The 20,474-nt window shown below is 59.9% G+C and carries 18 protein-coding genes and 1 pseudogene; 14 read left to right on the forward strand and 5 right to left on the reverse strand.

Annotation, left to right across the window (positions count from 1 at the left end; translation table 11 throughout):
* The first annotated feature begins 139 nt into the window (after nt 1–139).
* The 7 genes from HCK86_RS16350 (at nt 140) to HCK86_RS16380 (ending at nt 9,282) form a co-directional block, all read left to right on the forward strand.
* Complete coding sequence (locus HCK86_RS16350; RefSeq protein WP_176085545.1) at nt 140–1,729, forward strand: GMC family oxidoreductase N-terminal domain-containing protein; 1,590 nt, start codon at nt 140–142, stop codon at nt 1,727–1,729.
* A 69-nt stretch (nt 1,730–1,798) separates the two neighbouring features.
* The gene (locus HCK86_RS16355; protein ID WP_176085546.1) at nt 1,799–3,127 is read left to right on the forward strand and encodes an aspartate aminotransferase family protein; all 1,329 of its coding nucleotides are present in this window, start codon (nt 1,799–1,801) and stop codon (nt 3,125–3,127) included.
* A gap of 26 nt (nt 3,128–3,153) precedes the next feature.
* Nucleotides 3,154–4,755: an ABC transporter substrate-binding protein gene (locus HCK86_RS16360; RefSeq protein WP_176085547.1), complete on the forward strand. Its 1,602-nt coding sequence runs from the start codon at nt 3,154–3,156 to the stop codon at nt 4,753–4,755.
* A gap of 79 nt (nt 4,756–4,834) precedes the next feature.
* The gene (locus HCK86_RS16365; RefSeq protein ID WP_176085548.1) at nt 4,835–5,779 is read left to right on the forward strand and encodes an ABC transporter permease; all 945 of its coding nucleotides are present in this window, start codon (nt 4,835–4,837) and stop codon (nt 5,777–5,779) included.
* Nucleotides 5,776–6,654 carry an ABC transporter permease gene (locus HCK86_RS16370; protein ID WP_176085549.1) on the forward strand — a complete coding sequence of 293 codons (879 nt, stop codon included), beginning with the start codon at nt 5,776–5,778 and terminating at the stop codon, nt 6,652–6,654. The genes HCK86_RS16365 and HCK86_RS16370 overlap by 4 nt, the downstream gene beginning before the upstream one ends.
* Nucleotides 6,655–6,720: 66 nt before the next feature.
* On the forward strand, nt 6,721–8,319 hold the full coding sequence (locus HCK86_RS16375) for an ABC transporter ATP-binding protein (protein WP_176085575.1): 1,599 nt from the start codon (nt 6,721–6,723) through the stop codon (nt 8,317–8,319).
* 75 nt (nt 8,320–8,394) lie between these two features.
* Nucleotides 8,395–9,282 carry a MurR/RpiR family transcriptional regulator gene (locus HCK86_RS16380; RefSeq protein ID WP_176085550.1) on the forward strand — a complete coding sequence of 296 codons (888 nt, stop codon included), beginning with the start codon at nt 8,395–8,397 and terminating at the stop codon, nt 9,280–9,282.
* Nucleotides 9,283–9,361: 79 nt separating this feature from the next.
* Here the strand turns inward: HCK86_RS16380 and HCK86_RS16385 are convergent, their stop codons facing one another.
* Nucleotides 9,362–10,072, reverse strand: coding sequence for a class I SAM-dependent methyltransferase (locus tag HCK86_RS16385; protein WP_176085551.1), 711 nt, complete (start codon nt 10,070–10,072; stop codon nt 9,362–9,364).
* A gap of 86 nt (nt 10,073–10,158) precedes the next feature.
* On the opposite strand from HCK86_RS16385, the gene HCK86_RS16390 reads away from it, so the two are divergent.
* On the forward strand, nt 10,159–10,950 hold the full coding sequence (locus tag HCK86_RS16390; protein WP_176085552.1) for an AraC family transcriptional regulator: 792 nt from the start codon (nt 10,159–10,161) through the stop codon (nt 10,948–10,950).
* Nucleotides 10,951–10,992: 42 nt separating this feature from the next.
* Here the strand turns inward: HCK86_RS16390 and HCK86_RS16395 are convergent, their stop codons facing one another.
* Nucleotides 10,993–11,808 (reverse strand): glycosyltransferase family 25 protein, encoded by an 816-nt coding sequence (locus HCK86_RS16395; protein ID WP_176085553.1) that lies wholly within the window; start codon nt 11,806–11,808, stop codon nt 10,993–10,995.
* Nucleotides 11,809–12,284: 476 nt separating this feature from the next.
* On the opposite strand from HCK86_RS16395, the gene HCK86_RS16400 reads away from it, so the two are divergent.
* Nucleotides 12,285–13,241: a glycosyltransferase family 2 protein gene (locus HCK86_RS16400; protein ID WP_176085554.1), complete on the forward strand. Its 957-nt coding sequence runs from the start codon at nt 12,285–12,287 to the stop codon at nt 13,239–13,241.
* Nucleotides 13,242–13,265: 24 nt separating this feature from the next.
* Here HCK86_RS16400 and HCK86_RS16405 read toward each other — a convergent pair whose 3' ends face one another.
* Nucleotides 13,266–15,131 (reverse strand): ATP-binding protein, encoded by a 1,866-nt coding sequence (locus tag HCK86_RS16405; protein WP_176085555.1) that lies wholly within the window; start codon nt 15,129–15,131, stop codon nt 13,266–13,268.
* Entirely contained in the window at nt 15,128–15,844 is a 717-nt protein-coding gene (locus HCK86_RS16410; protein WP_176085556.1) for a response regulator transcription factor, read from the reverse strand. The genes HCK86_RS16405 and HCK86_RS16410 overlap by 4 nt, the downstream gene beginning before the upstream one ends.
* Nucleotides 15,845–16,096: 252 nt before the next feature.
* Between HCK86_RS16410 and HCK86_RS16415 the strand changes: the two genes are divergently transcribed.
* From HCK86_RS16415 to HCK86_RS16430, 5 genes and pseudogenes are all read left to right on the forward strand, one after another.
* Nucleotides 16,097–16,309, forward strand: a complete 213-nt coding sequence (locus tag HCK86_RS16415; RefSeq protein WP_176085557.1) for a hypothetical protein — start codon at nt 16,097–16,099, stop codon at nt 16,307–16,309.
* 709 nt (nt 16,310–17,018) lie between these two features.
* Nucleotides 17,019–18,068 (forward strand): porin, encoded by a 1,050-nt coding sequence (locus HCK86_RS16420; protein ID WP_176085558.1) that lies wholly within the window; start codon nt 17,019–17,021, stop codon nt 18,066–18,068.
* A 233-nt stretch (nt 18,069–18,301) separates the two neighbouring features.
* A pseudogene (locus HCK86_RS24115) lies at nt 18,302–18,496 on the forward strand (IS21 family transposase); the annotation flags it as partial.
* 13 nt (nt 18,497–18,509) lie between these two features.
* Nucleotides 18,510–18,731: a hypothetical protein gene (locus HCK86_RS16425; protein WP_176085559.1), complete on the forward strand. Its 222-nt coding sequence runs from the start codon at nt 18,510–18,512 to the stop codon at nt 18,729–18,731.
* Nucleotides 18,731–19,204 (forward strand): hypothetical protein, encoded by a 474-nt coding sequence (locus tag HCK86_RS16430; protein ID WP_176085560.1) that lies wholly within the window; start codon nt 18,731–18,733, stop codon nt 19,202–19,204. The genes HCK86_RS16425 and HCK86_RS16430 overlap by 1 nt, the downstream gene beginning before the upstream one ends.
* A gap of 948 nt (nt 19,205–20,152) precedes the next feature.
* Here the strand turns inward: HCK86_RS16430 and HCK86_RS16435 are convergent.
* A complete protein-coding gene (locus HCK86_RS16435; protein ID WP_176085561.1) occupies nt 20,153–20,353 on the reverse strand; it encodes a hypothetical protein in 201 nt (66 codons plus the stop codon).
* Nucleotides 20,354–20,474 lie beyond the last annotated feature (121 nt).

Consider the following 20,474-nt stretch of genomic DNA (forward strand, 5'->3'; position numbering starts at 1 on the left):
AAAGATGGCCTGAAACATGACCTCAGCGAGCGCGCTCCGTGAATAATCCATTTGTTTCATATTTTGCTATTGCGATCCATATAGATTTTGATACTAATCAATGAAATAAATGTTTCAAGCAAAAACGCGACCGGGGAACATGGAAGATTTTGACTTTATCGTCATCGGTGCAGGCAGCGCCGGATGCGTCATGGCCGAGAGGCTGAGCCAGAGTGGCCGGTATAAGGTCCTGCTGCTGGAGGCAGGCGGCGGCGCGCGCCGGATGAAGGTCGCCGTCCCGGTCGGCTATCTCTATACGCTCGGAGATCCGGACTATGACTGGTGCTACCGAACCGAGCCGGAAGCGGGGCTTGGCGGGCGCAGTCTTGATTATCCGCGCGGCCGGATCCTTGGCGGCTCATCGGCGATCAACGGCATGATCTATATCCGAGGCCAGGCCGAAGATTATGACGGCTGGCTTCGGTCCGGCTGCACGGGCTGGGGGTGGGACGATGTCCTTCCCTTCTTCCGCGCGATCGAAGACCACCATGCAGGCGAGACCCCGTACCACGGCACAGGCGGGGGATTACGGATCGAGCCCTCACGGGTCCGCTGGCCCGTTCTTGAAGCCTATATGCGCGCCGCGATGGAACTCGGCCTTCCCTTCCGTCCGGATTTCAACTGCGGTGACAATGAAGGGGCGGGTTTCTTCGAGGTGACGCAAAGACGCGGCATACGCTGCTCTGCTGAGAGCGCCTTTCTCCGGCCGGCCCGCCACCGCGCCAGCCTTTGCGTGCGCACGGGCGTCGAGGTTGACCGGCTGATGCTTGGCGAAGGCCGCGTCACGGGATGCATCTATCGCCATGCCGGCAACATCGTCACGGTGCGGGCGCGCGGCGAGGTCATTCTCTGCGCCGGTGCGATCGGCACGCCGATGATCCTCGAGCGCTCCGGCATCGGTGAGGCGAACCGTCTGAAGGCGCGTGGGGTGATGCCTGTTCTCGACAGCCCGGAAGTTGGCGAGAACCTGCAGGATCACCTGCAGATGCGTGTTTCCTTCCGGCTGAGGAATATCGGCTCGCTCAACGAGCGCGCGGCCTCGCTGTTCGGAAAGGCGGCCATGGCGGCAGAGTATGCGCTCAACCGCTCCGGGCCAATCTCCATGACCCCGAGCCAGGTGGGCATCTTCGCCCGGTCAGCGTCCGACGTGGCACGGCCCGATCTGCAGTTCCACGTTCAGCCGATTTCGATGAGCGACGGTCACGGCACGATGGATCGTTTTCCCGCCCTGTCCGCTTCTGTCTGCAATCTGCGGCCGCAGGCGCGCGGCAGCGTCCATCTGAAGGCGGATGGTGGCGTTCCGGAAATCCGTCCCAACTATCTTTCGTGCGAGGCGGACCTTTCCGTGGCCACGCGCGGCATCAGGCTCGCGCGCACCATCGCCGCCCAGCCGGCATTTTCCCGCTATGTCGAATGTGAGACGCTTCCCGGCGCCGGGATCCGCGACGAGGCTGGCCTTCGCGATGCCGGAGCGCGCATGGCAACCACCATTTTCCACCCGGTCGGCACCTGCCGGATGGGAGGGGACGACGCCAGCGTTGTCGATCCGCGACTGCGCATGCGCGGCATTGGCGGCTTACGGATCGCCGACGCCTCGATCATGCCGCAGATCGTTTCGGGCAACACCAATGCGGCGGCGATCATGATCGGTGCCAAGGGCGCAAGCCTGGTGCTCGAAGATGCGGCCTGACCCCTTTTTGCGGCCAGCCGCACGCACTGCCTTCATTTCAGGACCCATATTGAATTTGAAAGACCATCCATGAGCCAGCTGATGCACCGCGATTTGCGGCACACCCCAAAAACTGCGGCAAAAGCCGAAGGGGCCTATATATACGACACCGCCGGCAAGGCCTATCTCGATGCCTGCGGCGGCGCGGCAGTGTCCTGCCTTGGCCATGGGCATCCGCGCATTCGCGAGGCCATCATCCGTCAGCTCGATACGATCGCCTATGCCCATACAAGCTTCTTCACCTCGGAGCCTGCCGAAAGGCTTGCGACCAGACTGGTGGAGGATGCACCGGCCGGTATCACCCATGCAATGATCCTGAACGGGGGCTCCGAAGCCGTCGAGGCTGCGCTGAAAATGGCGCGTCAATATCATGTAGAACGCGGCGAGCCACAGCGGCGTCATGTCATCGCACGGCGGCAGAGCTATCATGGCAACACGCTCGCAGCGCTGGCGACCGGCGGCAATGAGGGACGGCGCAAGGCGTTTCAGCCGCTTCTGATCGAGACCCACCATATCGGCCCCTGTTTTGCCTATCACTATATGCTGCCAGGCGAGAGCGAGGCGGATTATGCCGCAAGGGCCGCGGGCGAACTGGAGGAAAAGATCCTTGCGCTCGGCGCCGGCTCGGTGATCGCTTTCGTTGCCGAAACCGTTGTCGGCGCGACGGCAGGCGCGGTGCCGCCGGTCGGCGACTACTTCAAGCGCATCCGTGCCATCTGCGACCGCTATGGGGTTCTGCTGATCCTGGATGAGGTCATGTGCGGAATGGGGCGGACAGGAACGCTCCATGCCTGCGAGCAGGAAGGGATCGTTCCGGATCTGCAGATTGTCGCCAAGGGGCTCGGCGCTGGCTATCAGCCGGTGAGCGCCGTGCTGGTGTCGGGGCCGGTCTACGAAGCCTTTTCCCTCGGTTCAGGCGCTTTCGCCCATGGCCACACCTATATGGGACATCCCGTGGCCGCCGCAGCAGCACTCGCCGTACAGGAGGTGATTGCCGAAGAGCGGCTGCTCGACAGCGTGAAGAACCGGGGCGCCTATCTGATGCAGGCCCTGAAAGCCCGCTTCGGCAACGCGCCGCATGTCGGCGATATACGCGGCCGGGGGCTCTTCATCGGTCTCGAGCTGGTCAGCGACCGCGCCAGCCGCGCCCCCTTCGATCCGAACCTCAGGCTCCACGCCCGCGTCAAGACGGCAGCACTCGACAACGGCCTGATGATCTACCCGTCGGGCGGCACGATCGACGGCCAGCGCGGCGATCACATCCTTCTCGCTCCTCCATTCATCCTCACGGAAGAACAGGCCGATGAAATTGTCCAGCGTCTCGAAGATACGCTCGACGCCGTCATCAAAGCTCTTTGAACCATAACAACAGAGGGAATACGAACATGCTCAATCTCCGCAGACGCAGCCTGCTTGCCATGATGGCAGGCCTGGCAACCGCAACATTCGGCGCTTTCGGCGACAGCGCACTGGCGGCCGAAGAAAAGACCCTGACGGCCGTGATGAGCGGCAATCTGAAAGCGCTCGATCCGTCGGTTTCCACCGCCCAGATCACCCGCACCCATGGTTTCATGGTCTATGACACGCTGCTCGGCATGGATGCCCAGTATCAGCCGCAGCCGCAGATGGCGGACTACACGGTATCCGATGACAAGCTGACCTATACATTCACGCTGCGTGATGGCCTGAAATGGCATGACGGCAGCGATGTCACCGCGGAAGATTGCATTGCCTCTCTGAACCGCTGGGCAAGCTATGATGCCGGTGGTGCAAGGCTGTTCAAGCAGGTTGCCTCCCTCGCGGCAACGTCTGACAAGACCTTCGAAATCAGGCTGAGCGCACCCTTCGGCCAGATCCTTGCGCTTCTGGCCAAGCCATCGCCGATCCCGCCCTTCATGATGCCGAAACGCCTTGCCGAAACGCCGAAGGGCCAGCAGCTGCCGGAGCAGATCGGCTCCGGTCCGTTCAAGTTCGTGGCTGACGAATTCCGCCCGGGCGACAAGGTGGTCTATGTCAAGAACACCGATTACGTGCCGCGTCCGGAACCATCAAGCTGGACCGCCGGCGGCAAGGTCGTCAATGTCGACAAGGTCATCTGGCAATCCATGCCTGACATGCAGACAACGCTGAACGCGCTGCAGAACGGTGACGTCGACTTTGTCGAACAGGTTCCGCTCGATCTGCTTCCGGTGATTGAGGCCATGCCGGACGTCGATACCGGCATGGTGCGGCCCTTGGGCATGCAGGTCGTGGCGCGCATGAACCATACGCTCGCCCCGTTCGACAATGTCGATGTCCGTCGCGCGGCGATGCTGGTGCTCAATCAGGAAGAACTGATGCAGGCGGCGATCGGAGACCCGCAATATTATCATCTCTGCGCCTCGATCTACGGTTGCTCGACGCCGCTGGCATCTGACGCCGGTGCCGAATGGCTTTATGGTGACGGTCGCAAGGAAAAGGCAAAGGAGCTCCTGGCCAAGTCCGGCTATGACGGCACGCCGGTGATCATGCTGCAGCAGACGGAGCTTGACGCATTCAAGCCGCAGCCGCTGCTGGCCGCTCAGCGCATGCGCGAGATCGGCTTCAATGTCGAAGTTCAGTCGATGGACTGGCAGACCCATCTGCAGCGCCAGTACAGCCGTGCACCCGTGGCCGATGGCGGCTGGAACATGCTGTTCTCCGCATGGGGCATCACCGGGATATGGGATCCGCTGGCCTCGACCGTGATTGATGCGAGCGGCTCCAGCCAGGCCTGGTCCGGCTGGCCGAAGGATGATGAGCTCGAGCAGATGCGCACTGAATTCTCGGTGGAAACCGATCCGGTGAAGCAGAAGGAAATCGCCGAGAAAATTCAGGCGCGCGTTCTCGATCAGGTGAACTATGTTCCGCTCGGCGAATACGACATCATCGCCGCCTGGAACGATCGCGTCGAGGACATTCCTCAGGGGCCGCTGACGCTGTTCTGGCAGGTCGAACTGGCCAAGTGATGATGACGGCGCCCGGGACGGCTGTGCCGCTGCCGGGCGCCATCTTTTCCGCCATGGCGGCATGGAGAAATGTGAGAACATGTTGAGATTTTTGGTGACGCGGCTGCTTGCGGCGATCCCGGTGGTCCTGATCATCATGGTGATTGCCTTTGGTCTGCTGCATCTGACGCCCGGTGATCCGGCACGCGTCATTCTCGGGGAGAATGCGACGGAGGAAAGCCTTCAGTCCGTGCGTGAAGCGCTCGGCCTGAACGCGCCGCTGGTGGTCCAGTTCTGGCGCTGGGTGGTGAATGTCCTGCATGGGGATTTCGGCACGTCGATGATTTCGCAGGTGCCGGTCGGCACGCTGATCGCCCAGCGCATCGGTCCGACAGTCTGTCTCGCGCTCTACTCCATCGTCATCACCATCATCGTCGCCATTCCGCTCGGTGTTCTCGCCGCCTGGCAGCGCGGTGCTGTCATAGACCGTGCCATTCTGACGCTTTCGGTGCTTGGCTTTTCCGTACCGGTTTTCGTTCTCGGCTATGTGCTGATTGGCGCCTTTGCGATCGACGTCAAATGGTTTGCCGCCCAGGGCTACAAGAGCCCTGCCGACGGTATTGGCCCATTCCTCAGCCACATGACCCTGCCGGCCGTGACCCTGGCGTCGACCTATATCGCCCTGATTGCACGCATGACACGCGCCTCGATGGTCGAGGTTCTCGATGAGGATTTCATCCGCACGGCCAGGGCAAAGGGCCTTGGCGAGCCACGGGTGCTGTTCCGCCATGCATTGCGCAATGCCGCGGTGCCGATCATCACCGTCGTCGGTTCCGGCTTTGCCATGATGATCTCGGGCGTCGTCATCACCGAGAGCGTTTTCAACATCCCCGGCATCGGCCGTCTGGTCGTGGAATCGGTGCTGTCGCGCGATTACAGCATGATCCAGGCACTGATCCTCCTGACCGGCGTCCTTTACGTCGTGGTCAACCTGCTGATCGACCTTGCCTATGCCATCACCGATCCGAGGATCCGCTACCAATGAGCAGCCCAGCCCTCTCGCCGGCCTACCGGCACAGCATTCTGACGCGCATCTTCGGCACCAGCCGGCCGCACATCATCACGCTTGCGGCCATCATCATGCTGGCGCTGATCGTTCTGGCGGCGATTTTTGCACCGCTCCTGTCGGCTCATGATCCTGTTCTCATGGTGCCATCGGAACGGCTGAAACCGCCGTCAGCCGATCATCTTCTGGGAACTGACGCCATGGGAAGGGATCTCTGGGCGCGCATTCTGTTCGGTGGCCGCGTCTCGCTGATCGTCGGGGCAGGCGCCACGCTGGGTGCCGTCGTGATCGGCCTGCCGCTCGGTCTGCTGTCCGGCTATTTCCGCAGGCTCGATCCGGTCATCATGCGCATCATGGACGGGCTCATGGCCATTCCGGGCATTCTGCTGGCCGTGGCGCTGATTGCCATCATCCGTCCCTCGCTGACGACCGTGATCATCGCCATCCTGATCCCGGAAATCCCGTCGGTGGTCCGTCTTGCCCGTGCAAGAGTGCTCACCGCCCGCGAGGAGCCTTATGTCGAGGCCGCCCGGCTTCTGGGCACGCGCGGCCCGACCATGCTGGTCCGCCATCTGCTGCCGAATACGGTCGCTCCGATCGTCGTACAGTCGGCCTATATCTTCGCTGCGGCGATCCTGACGGAAGCGGCTCTTTCCTTCCTCGGTGTCGGGATCAGCGCGGAAACACCGTCCTGGGGCAATATCATGGCCGACGGGCGGCTCTATTTTTCGATCAAACCCTCGTTGATCTTCTGGCCGGCCCTGGCGCTGACGCTGACAATCCTGTCGATCAATATCATCGGTGACGCGCTGCGTGATGCGCTTGACCCCAAGACAAGCAAGCGGAAAGGCTAAGCCGTGAACCCCGAAACGACATCACTGCTGCAGATCCGCGACCTGCATCTGGCCACCACCGGCCTGATGCCGAAACAGCTGCTCAACGGCATCAGCCTCGACATCAATCCGGGGGAGACACTGTGTCTCGTCGGTGAGAGCGGATCAGGAAAATCGCTCACCTCGCTTTCGATCATGGGACTGCTGCCGCAGCGCGAACTGGCGGTGACCAGCGGTACGATCAGCCTTGACGGAGAAAACCTGCTCAACGCCTCGGCCAAACGTCTGCGCCAGCTGCGCGCCACGCGGATGGCGATGATCTTCCAGGAGCCGATGACCGCGCTCAACCCGGTGATGACCGTTGGCGAACAACTCGATGAGGTTCTTGCCATTCACACCAGCCTCGGCCGCTCGGAACGGCGCAGGCGGGTGATTGCTGCGCTCGACGATGTCCATTTGCCGGATCCCGAGAGGCTGGCGCAGCGCTTTCCCCACCAGCTTTCCGGCGGCCAGCGCCAACGCATCATGATCGCCATGGCGCTGGCCCTCGAGCCGAAACTGCTGATCGCCGACGAACCCACGACGGCGCTCGATGTGACCACCCAGGCCCAGATCCTCAAATTGATCAAGGAATTGCAGGAAAGGCATGGCACGGCCGTGCTGTTCATCACCCATGACATGGGCGTGGTGGCCGATATTGCTGATCGCGTTCTCGTCATGCGCAAGGGGTCACCCGTTGAGGAGGGCGCGGCGCGGATGGTGATCTCAGAGCCGAAGGAAACCTACACGCGTGAGCTCCTTGCCGCTATTCCGACGCTCAGGCCGCGACCGGCGACGACCAGCCATAAGACGGTTCCGGCCCTGTCTGTCGCGCGGCTCTGCAAAACCTTCAGCAGTGGCCGCCACACCGTCAACGCACTGAAAGATGTCAGCATCACGCTTCATGCCGGGCGCACGCTCGGAATCGTCGGCGAGAGCGGTTCCGGGAAGTCGACGCTTGCGCGCTGCATCATGGGGCTGGAGGAGGCGACTTCGGGAACAATCCGTATCGACGGAGCGGATATGAGCACCGCCAATGCCGAAACCCGCCGGCTTCAGGCCGCACGGCTGCAGATGGTGTTTCAGGATCCGAACCGTTCGCTCAATCCACGCCGCACTGTCATGCAGAGCGTGACCGAGGGCGCGATCAACTTCGGTACAAGCCGAAGTGCTGCGATGGAAAAGGCGGGACGGCTGATCGAAATGGTCGGCCTGCCGGCCGCCTCGCTCGAGCGTTACCCGCATCAGTTCTCGGGCGGACAGCGTCAGCGCATCGCACTTGCCCGCGCGCTGATGATGGATCCGGAAGTGATCGTTGCCGATGAGGCCGTCTCCGCGCTTGACGTTTCTGTTCAGGCCCAGGTGCTGGATCTGCTCGAATCGCTGCAACAGCGCTTCGGCCTGGCGATCCTGTTCATCACCCATGATCTGCGGGTTGCGGCCCGGCTCTGCGACGACATTGTCGTGATGCAGCGCGGCGTCGCCGTCGAGGCCGGGCCGGCGGAAAGCGTGCTGGTCCAGCCGCAAAGTGACTATACCCGCAGCCTGCTGGACGCCGTGCCAGGCAAAACGCTGGACCAGGTGACAAGCTTCTGGGCCAACGTCATCCGGCAGGAGCAGACGGCAGAGGTGACCCCGGTCCCGTGACAAGGACCCGGCGACTGGTCTTTCGCGCTGCGATCAGCTAGCCTGCTCAACACGATAGCTATATGTCAGGACCCAATGGGTAATAATCCGCTTCACGAAGATATCATCGCCCGTTTTCCGGACATGCCGCCTCAATTGCAGGCCGCTGCCCGTTTTGTGCTCGACAATCCACGTGATGTGGCTCTGCTGTCGATGCGCGATCAGGCAAGGCTTGCAGGCATTGCGCCGGCAACCATGACCCGGCTGGCAAAGTTCCTCGGCATGTCGGGCTATGATGAATTGCGAGCGCTGTTCCACGATGCGATCCGTGCTGAAGACAATTCCTTTGCCGAAAGAGCCCGCCAGCAAATCCAGAATCAGGCGCTTGAGGGCGATGTGGCTCTTGCTTCGCGCATGTTCGCCAAGCTGGCGGATCAGATCGAGGGTCTGTCCCGGCTGGAGGTGCTGCAATCCGTCGCCCAGGCTGCCGATATGCTGGCGGGCGCGCGACGGATTTACGGCCTTGGGCGCCGCTCCTGCCATCCGGTGCTGTGGCAATTCAACTATATGATCTCGCTGCTCGGCGAGCGGGCCATCCTGCTTGACGCACCGGGCGGAACCGGAACCGACGGGCTTGCCCATGCCCAGCCGGGCGATGTGCTCTTTGTCATGACGATCAACCCCTATGCCCGCGAAACGCTGGAGATCTGCGAATATGCCCATGCGCGCGGACTGAAGATCGTTGCGATCACCGACAGCGAGGTCGCCCCGGTACGCGAGATCGTCGACGTTGCCATCATCGTTCCGACCGACAGCCTGACCTTCTTCCATGTCGTGACACCCGGTTTTGCGCTGGCGGAGGTTCTGGCAAGCATGCTTGCCGGGCGGGCCGAGATGAATGCACCGGAAGTGCTGGGAGAGACGGATACGCATCTTCGCCGGCTCGACACCTATGTTGCCCCTTCGCGGCGGCGGCGCGATTAGGCCTCCGGGACGCGCATGACCGGCAAGGCGACGGAATTTCCCTATTCGGATGGTCATTCCAGCGCGCATCATATGAGTCCTAATCATTGTCTCTTGGTATCAGCCAGGCGCCCCAGAACAGACTGGCGAAGAAGCGCAGCGGCGTGCCGAAGCCTGTTTCATTCAGAAGTGCGGCAAGCGCTTCTTCCGAGCGGGGCGGTTCTGCGCCCTGAAGGATGCGGGCCAGCTTTTCCTCAATCTCTGCGTCGGCCGTGCCATGCAGGCGCCATAGATTGGCCCATGCCGCCATGAGCTCGGGCTGCGAGGCGTAGGGCCGGACATTGCCTGCCAGAACAAGGGGTGCTTGCGGTTTCAGCCGGGCAGCGATGTCGCTCAATATCGCCCGTTTTGCCGCGTCGCCCGGCAGATGATGGATAACGCCGATCATGATCGCGGCATCGAAGGGCGGCGATTGCTGCAGGTCAGAAACCAACCCCTCGACGAAGGTGACCCGCTCGCTCAGATTCGCGCCGGCAATCTGCGCCTTTGCCAGTTCGAGCATGGCAGGAGCAGGATCAACCGCGACAAAGGACCAATGAGGCTCGAGGGTCGCGGCCGTGATGATCTCGCCGGCCGTGCCACCTGCGCCAGCCACCAGCAGGCGTGCCGCCCGTCCCGCGCCGAGTGCGGCTGAGAGCATGCAGGCCGACAGGGCATGGCAGGCGTCATAACCCGCAAGGGCTATCCGGCTCTGGCGGGCATATTCCCCGGCGCGATCGGCATCGAACTTGGCAGCGGATGTCTGGTTCATGAATGTCTCCTTCCTGGTCTCATCGGCTCTGGAACAGCGTTCTTCCTGAGGGTAGAGTATTTCGAGGCAGGATTTTGCGGGAATACATGATCGAACGTCCAGAACAGCGGGAAAGATATGATCGGCTGTCGGCCTTCCTGAAGGCCTTCGCGCTGAGTGCCGCCTATCTTGAGGAAGCGGAAGCGGCCAATCTGCTGATCCTGGATGGCGAAGGGCAGGGGCATCCGACCAAACTAGTCTATCGGACCCGGCTGTCTGCAGCCTTGCCGCCGGATGGCGCGCTTCTTGCCGCCGCACGGGTGGAATTTGGTGGCAGCGTCAACCCGCTGATCGGCGCTTTGCCGGATCAGCTGTGCTTTTCGCTTGCCGAGGCGCCTCAGCTTTACGGCTTGTCGGAACTGATTGTGGCCGAGGCTGATACGGCCCGCTGCGGCGGCGGCACGATCAAGGCACGCCTGTGCGAGGTCGTTGTCGTTCTCGCAATAAGACGCGCGATCGCAATGGGTACCGTCAATGCCGGTTTGCTTTCAGGGCTTGCCCATCCTGAGCTCCACAAAAGCCTCGTTGCAATCCATGACGAACCGGCGCGGAGCTGGACGGTGCCGGAACTGGCCCGCATCGCCGGAATGTCGCGCGGCGCCTTTACATCGCATTTCAGCCGGGTTGTCGGTGAAACGCCAGCGGCCTATCTGAATGGCTGGCGCCTGTCGCTGGGGCGCGCGGAATTGCTGGCGGGCCGAAGCGTCAAAACCGTCGCGGCCCATGTCGGCTTTGGCAGTGCGGAAGCTTTCTCTCGCGCCTTTGCCCGCAAATTCGGCTATTCGCCGCGTCAGGCCGGAACCATTGAAGGGCGCTCGATCGATCGAAGTGCACGATAGCCAGATCGATGCGGATGAGCCATTTCAGACAGTATCTCGGTATCAGCGGAAGAGGATGGTCTTGATGGCGACGCCATTCTGCCAGCGTGCAATTGCGTTGCGGATCTTTTGGGATCTGCGCCTCAGCTTCCGCATCAGAAAATTGCCTTCATAGCGGGCCTTGCCGCCCGTCACCGAGCCGCGTTCATCGACCGACTGGGTGATTTCGGATGCGATCTCGATGCGCCGCGGGTCATCGGCAGGCAGGTAGAAATCCTGGATGCAGATCGCCGGATCGAGTTGGTAAATCTTTAGCTTCGAGAAGATGGCGGAGCCGGGATAGAACATGAATTCATCAACCGGCTGACGCAGCTTGTCGCTGGCTGCCGAGAGCGTTTCCATGCCCTTCTTTGTAACGATGTAGCCGGCGGTTCCCCAATGAAAGTCATGAAGCCGTCTCAGACCACGGGTTCGGGTGATCTTTTTCTGCTTGCGGTCAACGGTGGTTTTCCAGCGGGTGGTTTCGATCTTCACCAGGTCTGCATCCTGTGGAATCCAGCTGTCGGCGCTTTCAAGCAGGGGGCCCGCGTCGTCACTCAGATGAATGTCGTCTTCAAAGATGCAGATCCAGGGCAGGTTGCGGGCCAATCCTTCGCGCCACAGCCGGAGATGGCTGAGATAGCAGGCGATCTCACCGGAATGGAGCGCCCGCCCGCGTGTCTTCAGTGAATCGGTTATCGCGGCGGTTTCCTCGGGATCGAGTGTTCTCGCATCCACGGCGGCAAATCGTTCGAAGGCGAGGGACCGATCCGACAATAGTTGCTGCATGCGCTGCATGCGGTCTTGGCTACGGTCCAGATTGATCACGAAAATCGGCATGCTCAGTGCGGCTCTCCAGCGTTTCTCGACTACCCGATATAAGGTGAATGTGCCGGAATTGGTATTGCAAAATGTCGGTCTCTGCCTTTGTTTCCTGTCGTCTTTCCGCCTGTTCGCGGTGTTGATCCTGCTTGCTGCTCTCGGTGCTGACGCGTCGCCGGGACCTCCCTCCTGCAGCGACGTGCATCGCCGATGAGGTTTTGCTGTGTGATTGCCTGCGCTTCAGCTGAAACAGCGCAATCCCTTTGGTCACGAAACACATTCTGCGCCGCAATCAGAAGCCCGTATAATGTCTTGATATTGCTCTTTAGGCTGTTGTATTTATTGTGTATTATCTGATAAATAGGCGCTTCTCAGGGGTATGTGGCCCTTGACCGGCCGATCACCCGTGCCGGGAAACGCCGTGTAATCCGGAGCGTTTTCCGCCAATGTCCGGTGGCTGGGAATAAAGAATTATCGGCGCGGATGGGGCGTGAATGGAACAACGGTTTACGATCATGGTTTGCACGCGGCGCCGCCAGACGCAGCTTCAGGCCTGTCTTCGATCGCTTCTGCCGCAGCTGCAAGGCCCGGGCCACGCCGTGGTTGTGGTCGAGAACGACAGTGCGGAACATAGCCGTGGGGTTGTGGAGGAGCTGGAGAAGAGCTGGCCCGACGTGTCCTTCGTCTACGCGCTCGAGACGGAAATCGGTCTGACATCCGCCCGCAACCGGGTATTGTCCATTGCGCTGGAACAGGCGCCGGAATGGCTGGCTTTCATCGATGATGACGAGACAGCGCGGCCGGACTGGCTTGAGGCCATGTTGCGCGGCATCGGGACCTTCGGCGCCGATGTTCTGACCGGGCCGGTTCATTACGTCTTGCCGGACGATCTGCCGCTCTTTTATCAGCCGCCGAAGCTTGCGCGTCACGCCTATGGCGATGTGATGGACAGTGCGGCGACCAACAACGCGGTGATGCGCAAAGCCTTTTTCCTCGAAGAGGGGCGGGATTTGCGCTTCGATCCGCAATACCGGTTCCTCGGTGGCGAGGATACCGAGTTTTTCCGCCGTGTCACATCGGCGGGAGGGCGGATCGTCTGGCTCGATGACGCCGTTGTCGAAGAGATTGTCGAGCCGTCCCGTGTCGGCCTTGCCTATAACCTAACGTCCTGGCAGCGCGTGACATCGGCCGAAATGATCGATTTCATCCGCAAGCATGGCCGGCTAAAGGCCGCGAGCCGATTTCTGCCGCGCGCGCTCGAACGCGGTGTTTCGGCGCTTGTCATGTTGATCCTCGGTGCGGTGACGATGCTGTTTTCACGCCGGAAAGGCGTTCAGACGATTTTGCGCGGACTCAAAAAGGCCATGGCCGTTTTCGGCTGGGGGCGTGGCTTTTTCGGCCTGTTGCCGCAGCCCTATCGCCAAAAGACAGTGCAGCATCCATCGCGGTAATGCGATTGGCCGGCAGGTGAGGTGTCAGGGACGCAGCGTCGGCGGAAGATGCAGCGTCAGCCTGGCCACTTTGGCGCCGCGCTCGAAGCTGATCTCAGCGCCGAAACTGCGGGCCCGTTTTGTCATGTTGCTGAGGCCATAGCCGCCTGAAGGCGGCACGGCGCGGCGGATGTCGTTTTCAACGACAATAATGGCTGCTCCCTTGTCATCGGCTTGAGCCCGGATTGTGATGCGGGTTGCCGGTCCGTGCTTGACCGCATTGGTCACGGCTTCCTGGAGGATGCGCAGAATCGCAAGCGCACTGGAGGGGGTGATCCCGGTCACCGGCGGCATGGCTTCGGTCGACCAGTCCAGCTGGACACCGATCCTTCGCAATTGCGGCCCGCAGCGTTCCTGAAAGCTTGCAAGTGCGACGCGCAGATCATCATCGCCGAGATCGAGGGACTGAACGACCAGTCGCAGATCATCCAGTGCCTCGCGCGCCGAGACCCCGATTGCACCGGGATCGGCATCGGATTTCTCGGATTGTGCGATGATCGAGACCAGATGGCCGCTCAGGCCATCATGCAGATCGCTCATCAGCCGGGTGCGTTCCTGTTCGAGAATGGCCTGGGCGCTGCGTTCCCTGTCCTTTTCATGCAGCCGGCGCAGTTCGTTTTCCTGATCGGCCATCTGGCGCTGAAGGGACGCATTGGCGCCGTCCACCTGTTTCAGACTCAGCACAAGCCGTCCGGTCAGGATCGACATGATCGCCAGTGGCGCGACCGCCGGAATATAGGGGGAGAGCATGCGTGTGCCCTGACCGAGGCCGAACATCATGCTCATATCATTCAGACCGAACAGGATGCTGAGGCCAAAGGGAATGGCGATGATGCCCGAGATCCAGTCCCGTGTGCGGACATAATGCTCCAGAACAATGGTCGATGACAGCGCCATGATGCCTATGCTCATCAGCGCTGCGAGAAGGATCACCACGGGGATCGGCAGAAGTTTCTGGCTGCCCAGGATCAGGAGCAGGACGGGCAGGGCGATGATTGCAATTGTCAGTTTGGCCGGGCGCGGGCGCTCGGCAAGTGCAAGCGCCAGGCCGATCGTCAGCAGGCTCACGGTCATCTGCGCCAGCCCCAGATAGAGCCGCATGGCCTCGGTCTCTCTGGCGGGCAGGAGATAACCTGCAACCGTTGACAGGAAGCTCACCAGCATCATCAGACTGAACCAGTAAAAGACTCTGTCACGCGGGCGCAGCAGTGTCATGGCGATGACGCTGATCATGATCATGGCCTGCAGCGCCAGAGATGCGGCCCGCCATTGCTCGATGATGAAATCATAGAATTTCTGGTAGGGCTGCAACGCGCCGGCGGTGGTCAGGTAAACGGGCGAGAGATAGGCGGAGATCCAGCCGTCAACACGTTTCTGGCTGATCTCAAGGCTGTTGCTGCCGGCATGCAGAAGCTGCTGGGGGATTGCCGCCAGATAGTAGCTGCCGTTGCGCTCGGTCGAGAAGAAGCTGCTGGCTTGCGGTTCAAGCAGAGTGCCGTTGAGCCGTGCATCGACCCCCTGGCGAAACGAGGGGATGAAGAGGACGGGGTCTCGTTCAGGCACGGCCGAGGCAGGAAATTCCAGATGGTAGGTGACGGAGGCCTGTGGCGGCGTTCCGTATAATTGCCAGCTTCGCGGCAGGGATACGGCAATCGGCAGGGCACCGGCCTTTTCAATGGTCGCATGATCAAGGACGGTTGCCCCGGGCGGCAGGGGCAGGGTGATGATATGGGGGAGCGCTGCGAGCAGCAGGGTCGTCAGAATGACGGGCAGGAGCGCGCAGAACACACTGCCGCGAAAGGCACTCCAGCTTTCCCGGATCGGCGTTGCGGCTGCATGTGTGATGGTCACAGCTTGATCAGCCCCTGGCGCGCCGCTTCAAAGACCGCTTCGGATCGATTGGAGACCTGCAGTTTGCGATAGATGTTGCGAATGTGAACCGGTACGGTCTGGCGCGATATCTCCAGCCGCTGGGCAAGTTCGGCATAGGTGAACCCTTTGGAGATGCCCCAGAGAATGTCCATTTCCCGATCCGTCAGCTTCGGGCCGTTATCCGGCAGGCTGGTCTCCGGCGTGCCGGCGGAGAGGCGCTTTACCAGTATGCGCGCGATGCGTGAGGAGATCGGCGAACGACCTGCCATCAGATCCGTGATCGCCTCGATGAGATCGGTGAAATCGGCATCTTTCAGCAGGTAGCCGGTCGCGCCGGCCTCAATGGAATTGAGAACGGTCCGGTCATCTGCAAGAACCGAGATCACCATGGCCTGCGCCTCGGGCCGCGCGATGCGCAGCGCTTCGATGGCCTCTATGCCATTGCCATCAGGAAGGTTGAGGTCGGTTATCAGCAGGTCGAAATCGTGGGTGCTGATCGCCTCGATCGTCTCGGCAAGCGTGCCGCAGGAGGCAAGTAGCAGGCCGTCCTGCCAGGCTGAAATCAGTTTAGACAGACGCTCCCTGATGATCGGATCGTCCTCGCTGAGAATGATCCTGCATAAGGCTGCGCCTCCGGCCTTCTGGGCCGGCGGCGAAAGGTCTGCATCACGCTCTTCTGGTTTGATGGTCATCCTGAAACACTCGGCGCGACATCGTGCGTGACGGCCAGACGGGAAAGACGCGCCAGCACCGCTATGTCACGTTTCTACATCTGTTTCTGACACGCGGAAGGTTCGTCGCCAATACCATAAATATGGTATTTTGTCAGTTCTGTGTTGGTCCTATCTCTTGCCCTGTCGCAGCCCTCAGAGGCGTCTTCGCAGATCGGTCTGCGCAATGAAGACGCTGTCATCAACCGGGCGATTCAACCGAGGAAAAAAGTCATGACATCTGCTGTCAGGACCAGGCAGACCAGTTCTGGAGCGCCGAAGAAAACGCACAAGCGCCTGTTTGGCTGTACGTGCGGGCATAAGCTGCGCCTTGGCGCATCGCGCTGTGGTGCGTGTTATCGTCCAACCCCGATCTATAACCGGCGATGGTTCTATCTGCTTGCCGCCTTCGGTGCCGTGCTTGGCCTGTTGATCGTCAAGCTGTGAGCAATGCCGCTACTGAATACTAAAGCCATTTTCAAAAATCATATCTTACCTGAGACTTACTAAAACGATCACCACTATCAAGATTAGCCCCTGAAAATCGGACTATTCATATTGCCGGGCAGCTCTGCCGGCTGGAAGCCTTTGTATCTTCCGGCCGGCAGAGTGTTTTGTCGTTCCGGCACCACGATCGCCCGAGCTGGCATCGGCAGGGCCAACCGAAACTGACGTTCAGTCCGCTGAACTTGCCAGAGCTCTCATGAACATCACGCGCTTTCTTTGCCATGTCCGGTTTCCGCCGATGCAGGGACAGGCGCAGCGGCCATGGCCGCAGCTTCTGCGGCGGCCTTCAGGACGATCGCGCACCGGAGGGGCAGGGAGCAGCGATCACGAATCCTGCGTCGAAACGGGCCTATTTTCGTGTTTGCTAATAAAATTAATACTCGCAAAAATAGTGCGCAATCAATCAAAAGCTGTTTTTTGTTACAATAAATTACTGAAAAATAAGGGTTTTTGTGGTTTTACTGCAACATACACCTAATTTGTAACGCGTAAGCTTCTAAAAACATGTCTTGCGGTTGCGAACATGAAATGTGTCCAGCAACATCACTTTCGAACGGGAGCAAAACTCCTGTTCCCTTCTGACACATGAGATGCTGAGGCCCCCCCCCTGGCGGGACACCCTCCTCGTTTATGGACTTTGGAGATCATTATGAACGTAAAGAGCTTATTTCTGGGTTCTGCTGCCGCTATCGTGACAGCGTCCGGCGCTTACGCCGCGGATCCGGTTGTTGTCGTGGAACCCACGGCGACGAATAATGTTGAAGTATGTGATGCCTTCGGTAAGGGCTACTTCTACATTCCTGGCACAGAAACTTGCCTGAATGTTGGCGGCTATGTTCGTTTTCAGGTCGATTTTGTGACGTCTCCGTCGGATTCTGCAAGTTGGGACGTCTTCACGAAGGCACACCTGGCTGTAAGCTCCAAGACGGACACCGAACTGGGTGTTCTGACCGGCGACATCGAGCTTAACACCTATGCCTATGGCGATGGTACGAGTTCAAAGGTTTCGCTTGACCAGACCTATCTGGCATTGGGCGGCTTCCAGGCTGGTTACTTTGCATCCTATTGGGATGAAGGTCTGCTCGGTGAAATCGATCACCTTTCCGGCAACACCTACTTCAACTCGATGCGTTATGTCTTCCTTGGTGACGGCTATGTCGCAGGCCTGTCGCTCGACGCTCTCGATCCCGATATGGTTGACTACACCGGCAACAACGACATGGCCAAGCTCGGCGTTTCGGGTCGTGTCGGCTTCAGGGCTGGCGGCGTCGGCATGAAGTTGGACGGCGGCTATGATACCTACAATGAGGATGGCTCGCTCCGTCTGATGAGCGAATTTGCGCTTGGACCGGGCAAGCTGAACCTTGGTGCTCAGTACAGCTCCGGCTACAACGCCTATGCCAACTCGTTCAGCTGGTTCTCTTCGTCTGATCGTCCCGATGGTCTCTACAGCGAATGGGCCGTTGCTGCCGGTTACGCTCTTAACGCTACCGACAAGCTGAAGATCACCCCGGCTGTTCAGTGGACCACGGCCAAGGCTGACACGATGGATGACAAGAGCTACTGGGAAGCCGGTGCCCTGTTTGACTACACCATCGTTGACGGTTTCCATGCGAAGCTCAACCTGCGCTATGCTGACCTGCCGAACCCCTATAACGACGCTTTCGGCGGCTGGTTCCGTCTGCAGCGCGACTTCTAATCGGCTTTTGTCGATCAACGGAAAGGCCCGGCATTGCCGGGCCTTTCTGTCTGGGCCCTGGCCTTGCCGGCGGATATCTGATTGTCCGAAACCAGGCGAATACGGCTACAGTCGGGCAGCGTGTTGGTTTCCACGCAGAACTGAGCCGGTTAGGCGGATAATTTCCATTGAGAATTGAGCCATGTGAACCTTTCCCCAACGCCTTTAGCGACGGGGGCAACGGAGTGATCCACATGGGACTTCTAAACATCATCCGGCGGATGGCACTGCGCGAGAAGTTGTCGGTGCGCGAGATCAGCCGACGAACCGGATTGTCACGCAACACGATCGCCAAGTATCTGAGCGCCGGCACCATCGAGCCGCCATTCACTGTGCCGGAACGGCCGAGCAAGCTTGATCCATATGCTGAGAAGCTGTCGGGTTGGCTGAAGAGCAAAGCCGATGCGCGGGATCCTGCGGCAAAAGATCGGCCGCGATCTCGGCGACGAATTTGGCCAGGATGTCGAGGGCATCACGCAAACGCTCAGCGTTCCGGCAACCGGCCTTGATGATCTCGAAAGCCAGCGTGACAGCGTTCAGATCAACGGCAAGACCTTCGAGATTGCCAACCAGGCCGATGATGGCCGGGCCATGAAGGTGCTGTTCCTGAAAGGCAATGTCTGATGGCGCATATGCGGACACAGATCTTTGACGCGCTTCTCGCCCGGCTTTCGGCGATCCCGGAATTCTCCGGCGCTGGAAAGGTCAAGCGCGCCCGCACCGAAGCAATCCGCGAGAGCCTTCTGCCGGCGCTGACCGCCACATGGTCGGAAAAGCAGGAAACGGCAACCATCCGCCCCTGTGCCGGGCCAAATGGTGAGGATGGTTACGACCGGCGCCTGCCGATCGATATCATCGTCCACTTCAAGGCCGAGGATCCCGATATCGAGTTTGACCGGCTGGCGGTTGAGATTGAGGCGGTGCTTGGCGCGGCGATCAAGCTCGACGGTCTGGTGATCGAAATGGTGCTGGACGAAAGCCGGCATTATGTCGACCGCGCGACTGGGATATCGCTCGGGATTGGCGCGCTGACTTATGTGGTGGATTACAAGACGTCGAACGGGGATGCGGAGGCGGCCGGGGAAGAGGCTGGTTGAAGTTGGAGAAGGACAATTATGTGCTGCCATTCCGGTGGCGTCAGGGAATTCAGAGCGATCGGTAAGGCTGCCTTTGGTTGTGTAATTTTGTAATATAAATGGATTATTCGTAAAATTGCATGGAATATTTCTTTCTGAAATCGTTTTTACAACGTTGATTAATCTGCGGTTTACTAATTATTTTTGCTTGAAATGTTCGGTCTTGCTAAATTTTAAAAATAAAACTTCAATTTAATATCCGATAATAACATAATGAATACATAAAAACATCTATGGAGATTTCGGAATGCCGATCGAGAGAAATGCTGGTTCACAGCAACCACGAGCGCCGCAACCAATAGCGGGAAACCCAGCAGCGCAGCGACCGCGAGACCCGCAGCCAGTTGCGAAGATGAAAGGACCGCGGCGACCTCCAACTTGGAAGCCACAACACCCGAGAGCGCGCGCGAAGGAAGAAGCGGCAGACGCGGCTGCGCTAATGGTGGAGAGGGCGGCCGTAAGACTTCGGATGAACGAAAATATACACCGTGTCGTCAGGGAAAGAGCCAATAGTCTCATAACCTCAATAAGACAACTACATGCGCAACAGCTGCAGATGCAGCAGCCCAGCGCTGGTGATCGAACTGGCCGGGATGACTCTCAGCAGCCCAGCACCAGCGGCATAGGCAGCGGAGAGTTCCGTCCGGAGCAGCCGCGAAGCTGACCTGCGCCTGGCACGTCCTTAATCGGATAGTAGAAAGGATTGAGCAGAGCGGCGGCGCGCCCGACTGGCGAAGGCGAACTTGAGGATCCTCCACAGAACGCGGATTTACGCGTGGTATCGCTTCGGCAGTCGCCGTGCCTTCCGGACGGATCCGTTCGCTGCGCTAGATGGCGCATATGCGGACACAGATCTTTGACGCGCTTCTCGCCCGGCTTTCGGCCACATGGTCGGAAAAGCAGGAAACGTCAACCATTCGCCCCTGTGCCGGGCCGGATGGCGAGGATGGTTATGACCGGCGCCTGCCGATCGATATCATCGTCCACTTCAAGGCCGAAGATCCAGATATCGAGTTTGACCGGTTGGCGGTCGAGATTGAGGCGGCGCTTGGTGCAGCCACAAAGCTCGACGGTCTGGTGATCGAAATGCTGCTGGACGAAAGCCGGCATTACGTCGATCGGTCAATGAATAGCCCCGTGAATAGCCCCGGGTTTTGTAGACACCCTCGGTTTAGATTTTCTGCTGTCGTTCGAAGTCGACGGGCGACAGCATGCCGTTGCGGGCGTGTTT

Source organism: Martelella sp. HB161492 (assembly GCF_013184775.1).
Lineage (GTDB): Bacteria > Pseudomonadota > Alphaproteobacteria > Rhizobiales > Rhizobiaceae > Martelella.

Excerpts from the sequence above, each read along its gene's own strand:
- HCK86_RS16410 (WP_176085556.1), bottom strand. The coding sequence starts at position 15,844 with ATGACCATCAAACCAGAAGAGCGTGATGCAGACCTTTCGCCGCCGGCC.
- HCK86_RS16380 (WP_176085550.1), top strand. The coding sequence starts at position 8,395 with ATGGGTAATAATCCGCTTCACGAAGATATCATCGCCCGTTTTCCGGAC.
- HCK86_RS16420 (WP_176085558.1), top strand. The coding sequence starts at position 17,019 with ATGAACGTAAAGAGCTTATTTCTGGGTTCTGCTGCCGCTATCGTGACA.
- HCK86_RS16370 (WP_176085549.1), top strand. The coding sequence starts at position 5,776 with ATGAGCAGCCCAGCCCTCTCGCCGGCCTACCGGCACAGCATTCTGACG.
- HCK86_RS16395 (WP_176085553.1), bottom strand. The coding sequence starts at position 11,808 with ATGCCGATTTTCGTGATCAATCTGGACCGTAGCCAAGACCGCATGCAG.
- HCK86_RS16415 (WP_176085557.1), top strand. The coding sequence starts at position 16,097 with ATGACATCTGCTGTCAGGACCAGGCAGACCAGTTCTGGAGCGCCGAAG.
- HCK86_RS16435 (WP_176085561.1), bottom strand. The coding sequence starts at position 20,353 with ATGCCGGCTTTCGTCCAGCAGCATTTCGATCACCAGACCGTCGAGCTT.
- HCK86_RS16355 (WP_176085546.1), top strand. The coding sequence starts at position 1,799 with ATGAGCCAGCTGATGCACCGCGATTTGCGGCACACCCCAAAAACTGCG.
- HCK86_RS16360 (WP_176085547.1), top strand. The coding sequence starts at position 3,154 with ATGCTCAATCTCCGCAGACGCAGCCTGCTTGCCATGATGGCAGGCCTG.
- HCK86_RS16430 (WP_176085560.1), top strand. The coding sequence starts at position 18,731 with ATGGCGCATATGCGGACACAGATCTTTGACGCGCTTCTCGCCCGGCTT.
- HCK86_RS16375 (WP_176085575.1), top strand. The coding sequence starts at position 6,721 with ATGCCGAAACAGCTGCTCAACGGCATCAGCCTCGACATCAATCCGGGG.
- HCK86_RS16385 (WP_176085551.1), bottom strand. The coding sequence starts at position 10,072 with ATGAACCAGACATCCGCTGCCAAGTTCGATGCCGATCGCGCCGGGGAA.
- HCK86_RS16390 (WP_176085552.1), top strand. The coding sequence starts at position 10,159 with ATGATCGAACGTCCAGAACAGCGGGAAAGATATGATCGGCTGTCGGCC.
- HCK86_RS16350 (WP_176085545.1), top strand. The coding sequence starts at position 140 with ATGGAAGATTTTGACTTTATCGTCATCGGTGCAGGCAGCGCCGGATGC.
- HCK86_RS16425 (WP_176085559.1), top strand. The coding sequence starts at position 18,510 with ATGCGCGGGATCCTGCGGCAAAAGATCGGCCGCGATCTCGGCGACGAA.
- HCK86_RS16365 (WP_176085548.1), top strand. The coding sequence starts at position 4,835 with ATGTTGAGATTTTTGGTGACGCGGCTGCTTGCGGCGATCCCGGTGGTC.
- HCK86_RS16400 (WP_176085554.1), top strand. The coding sequence starts at position 12,285 with ATGGAACAACGGTTTACGATCATGGTTTGCACGCGGCGCCGCCAGACG.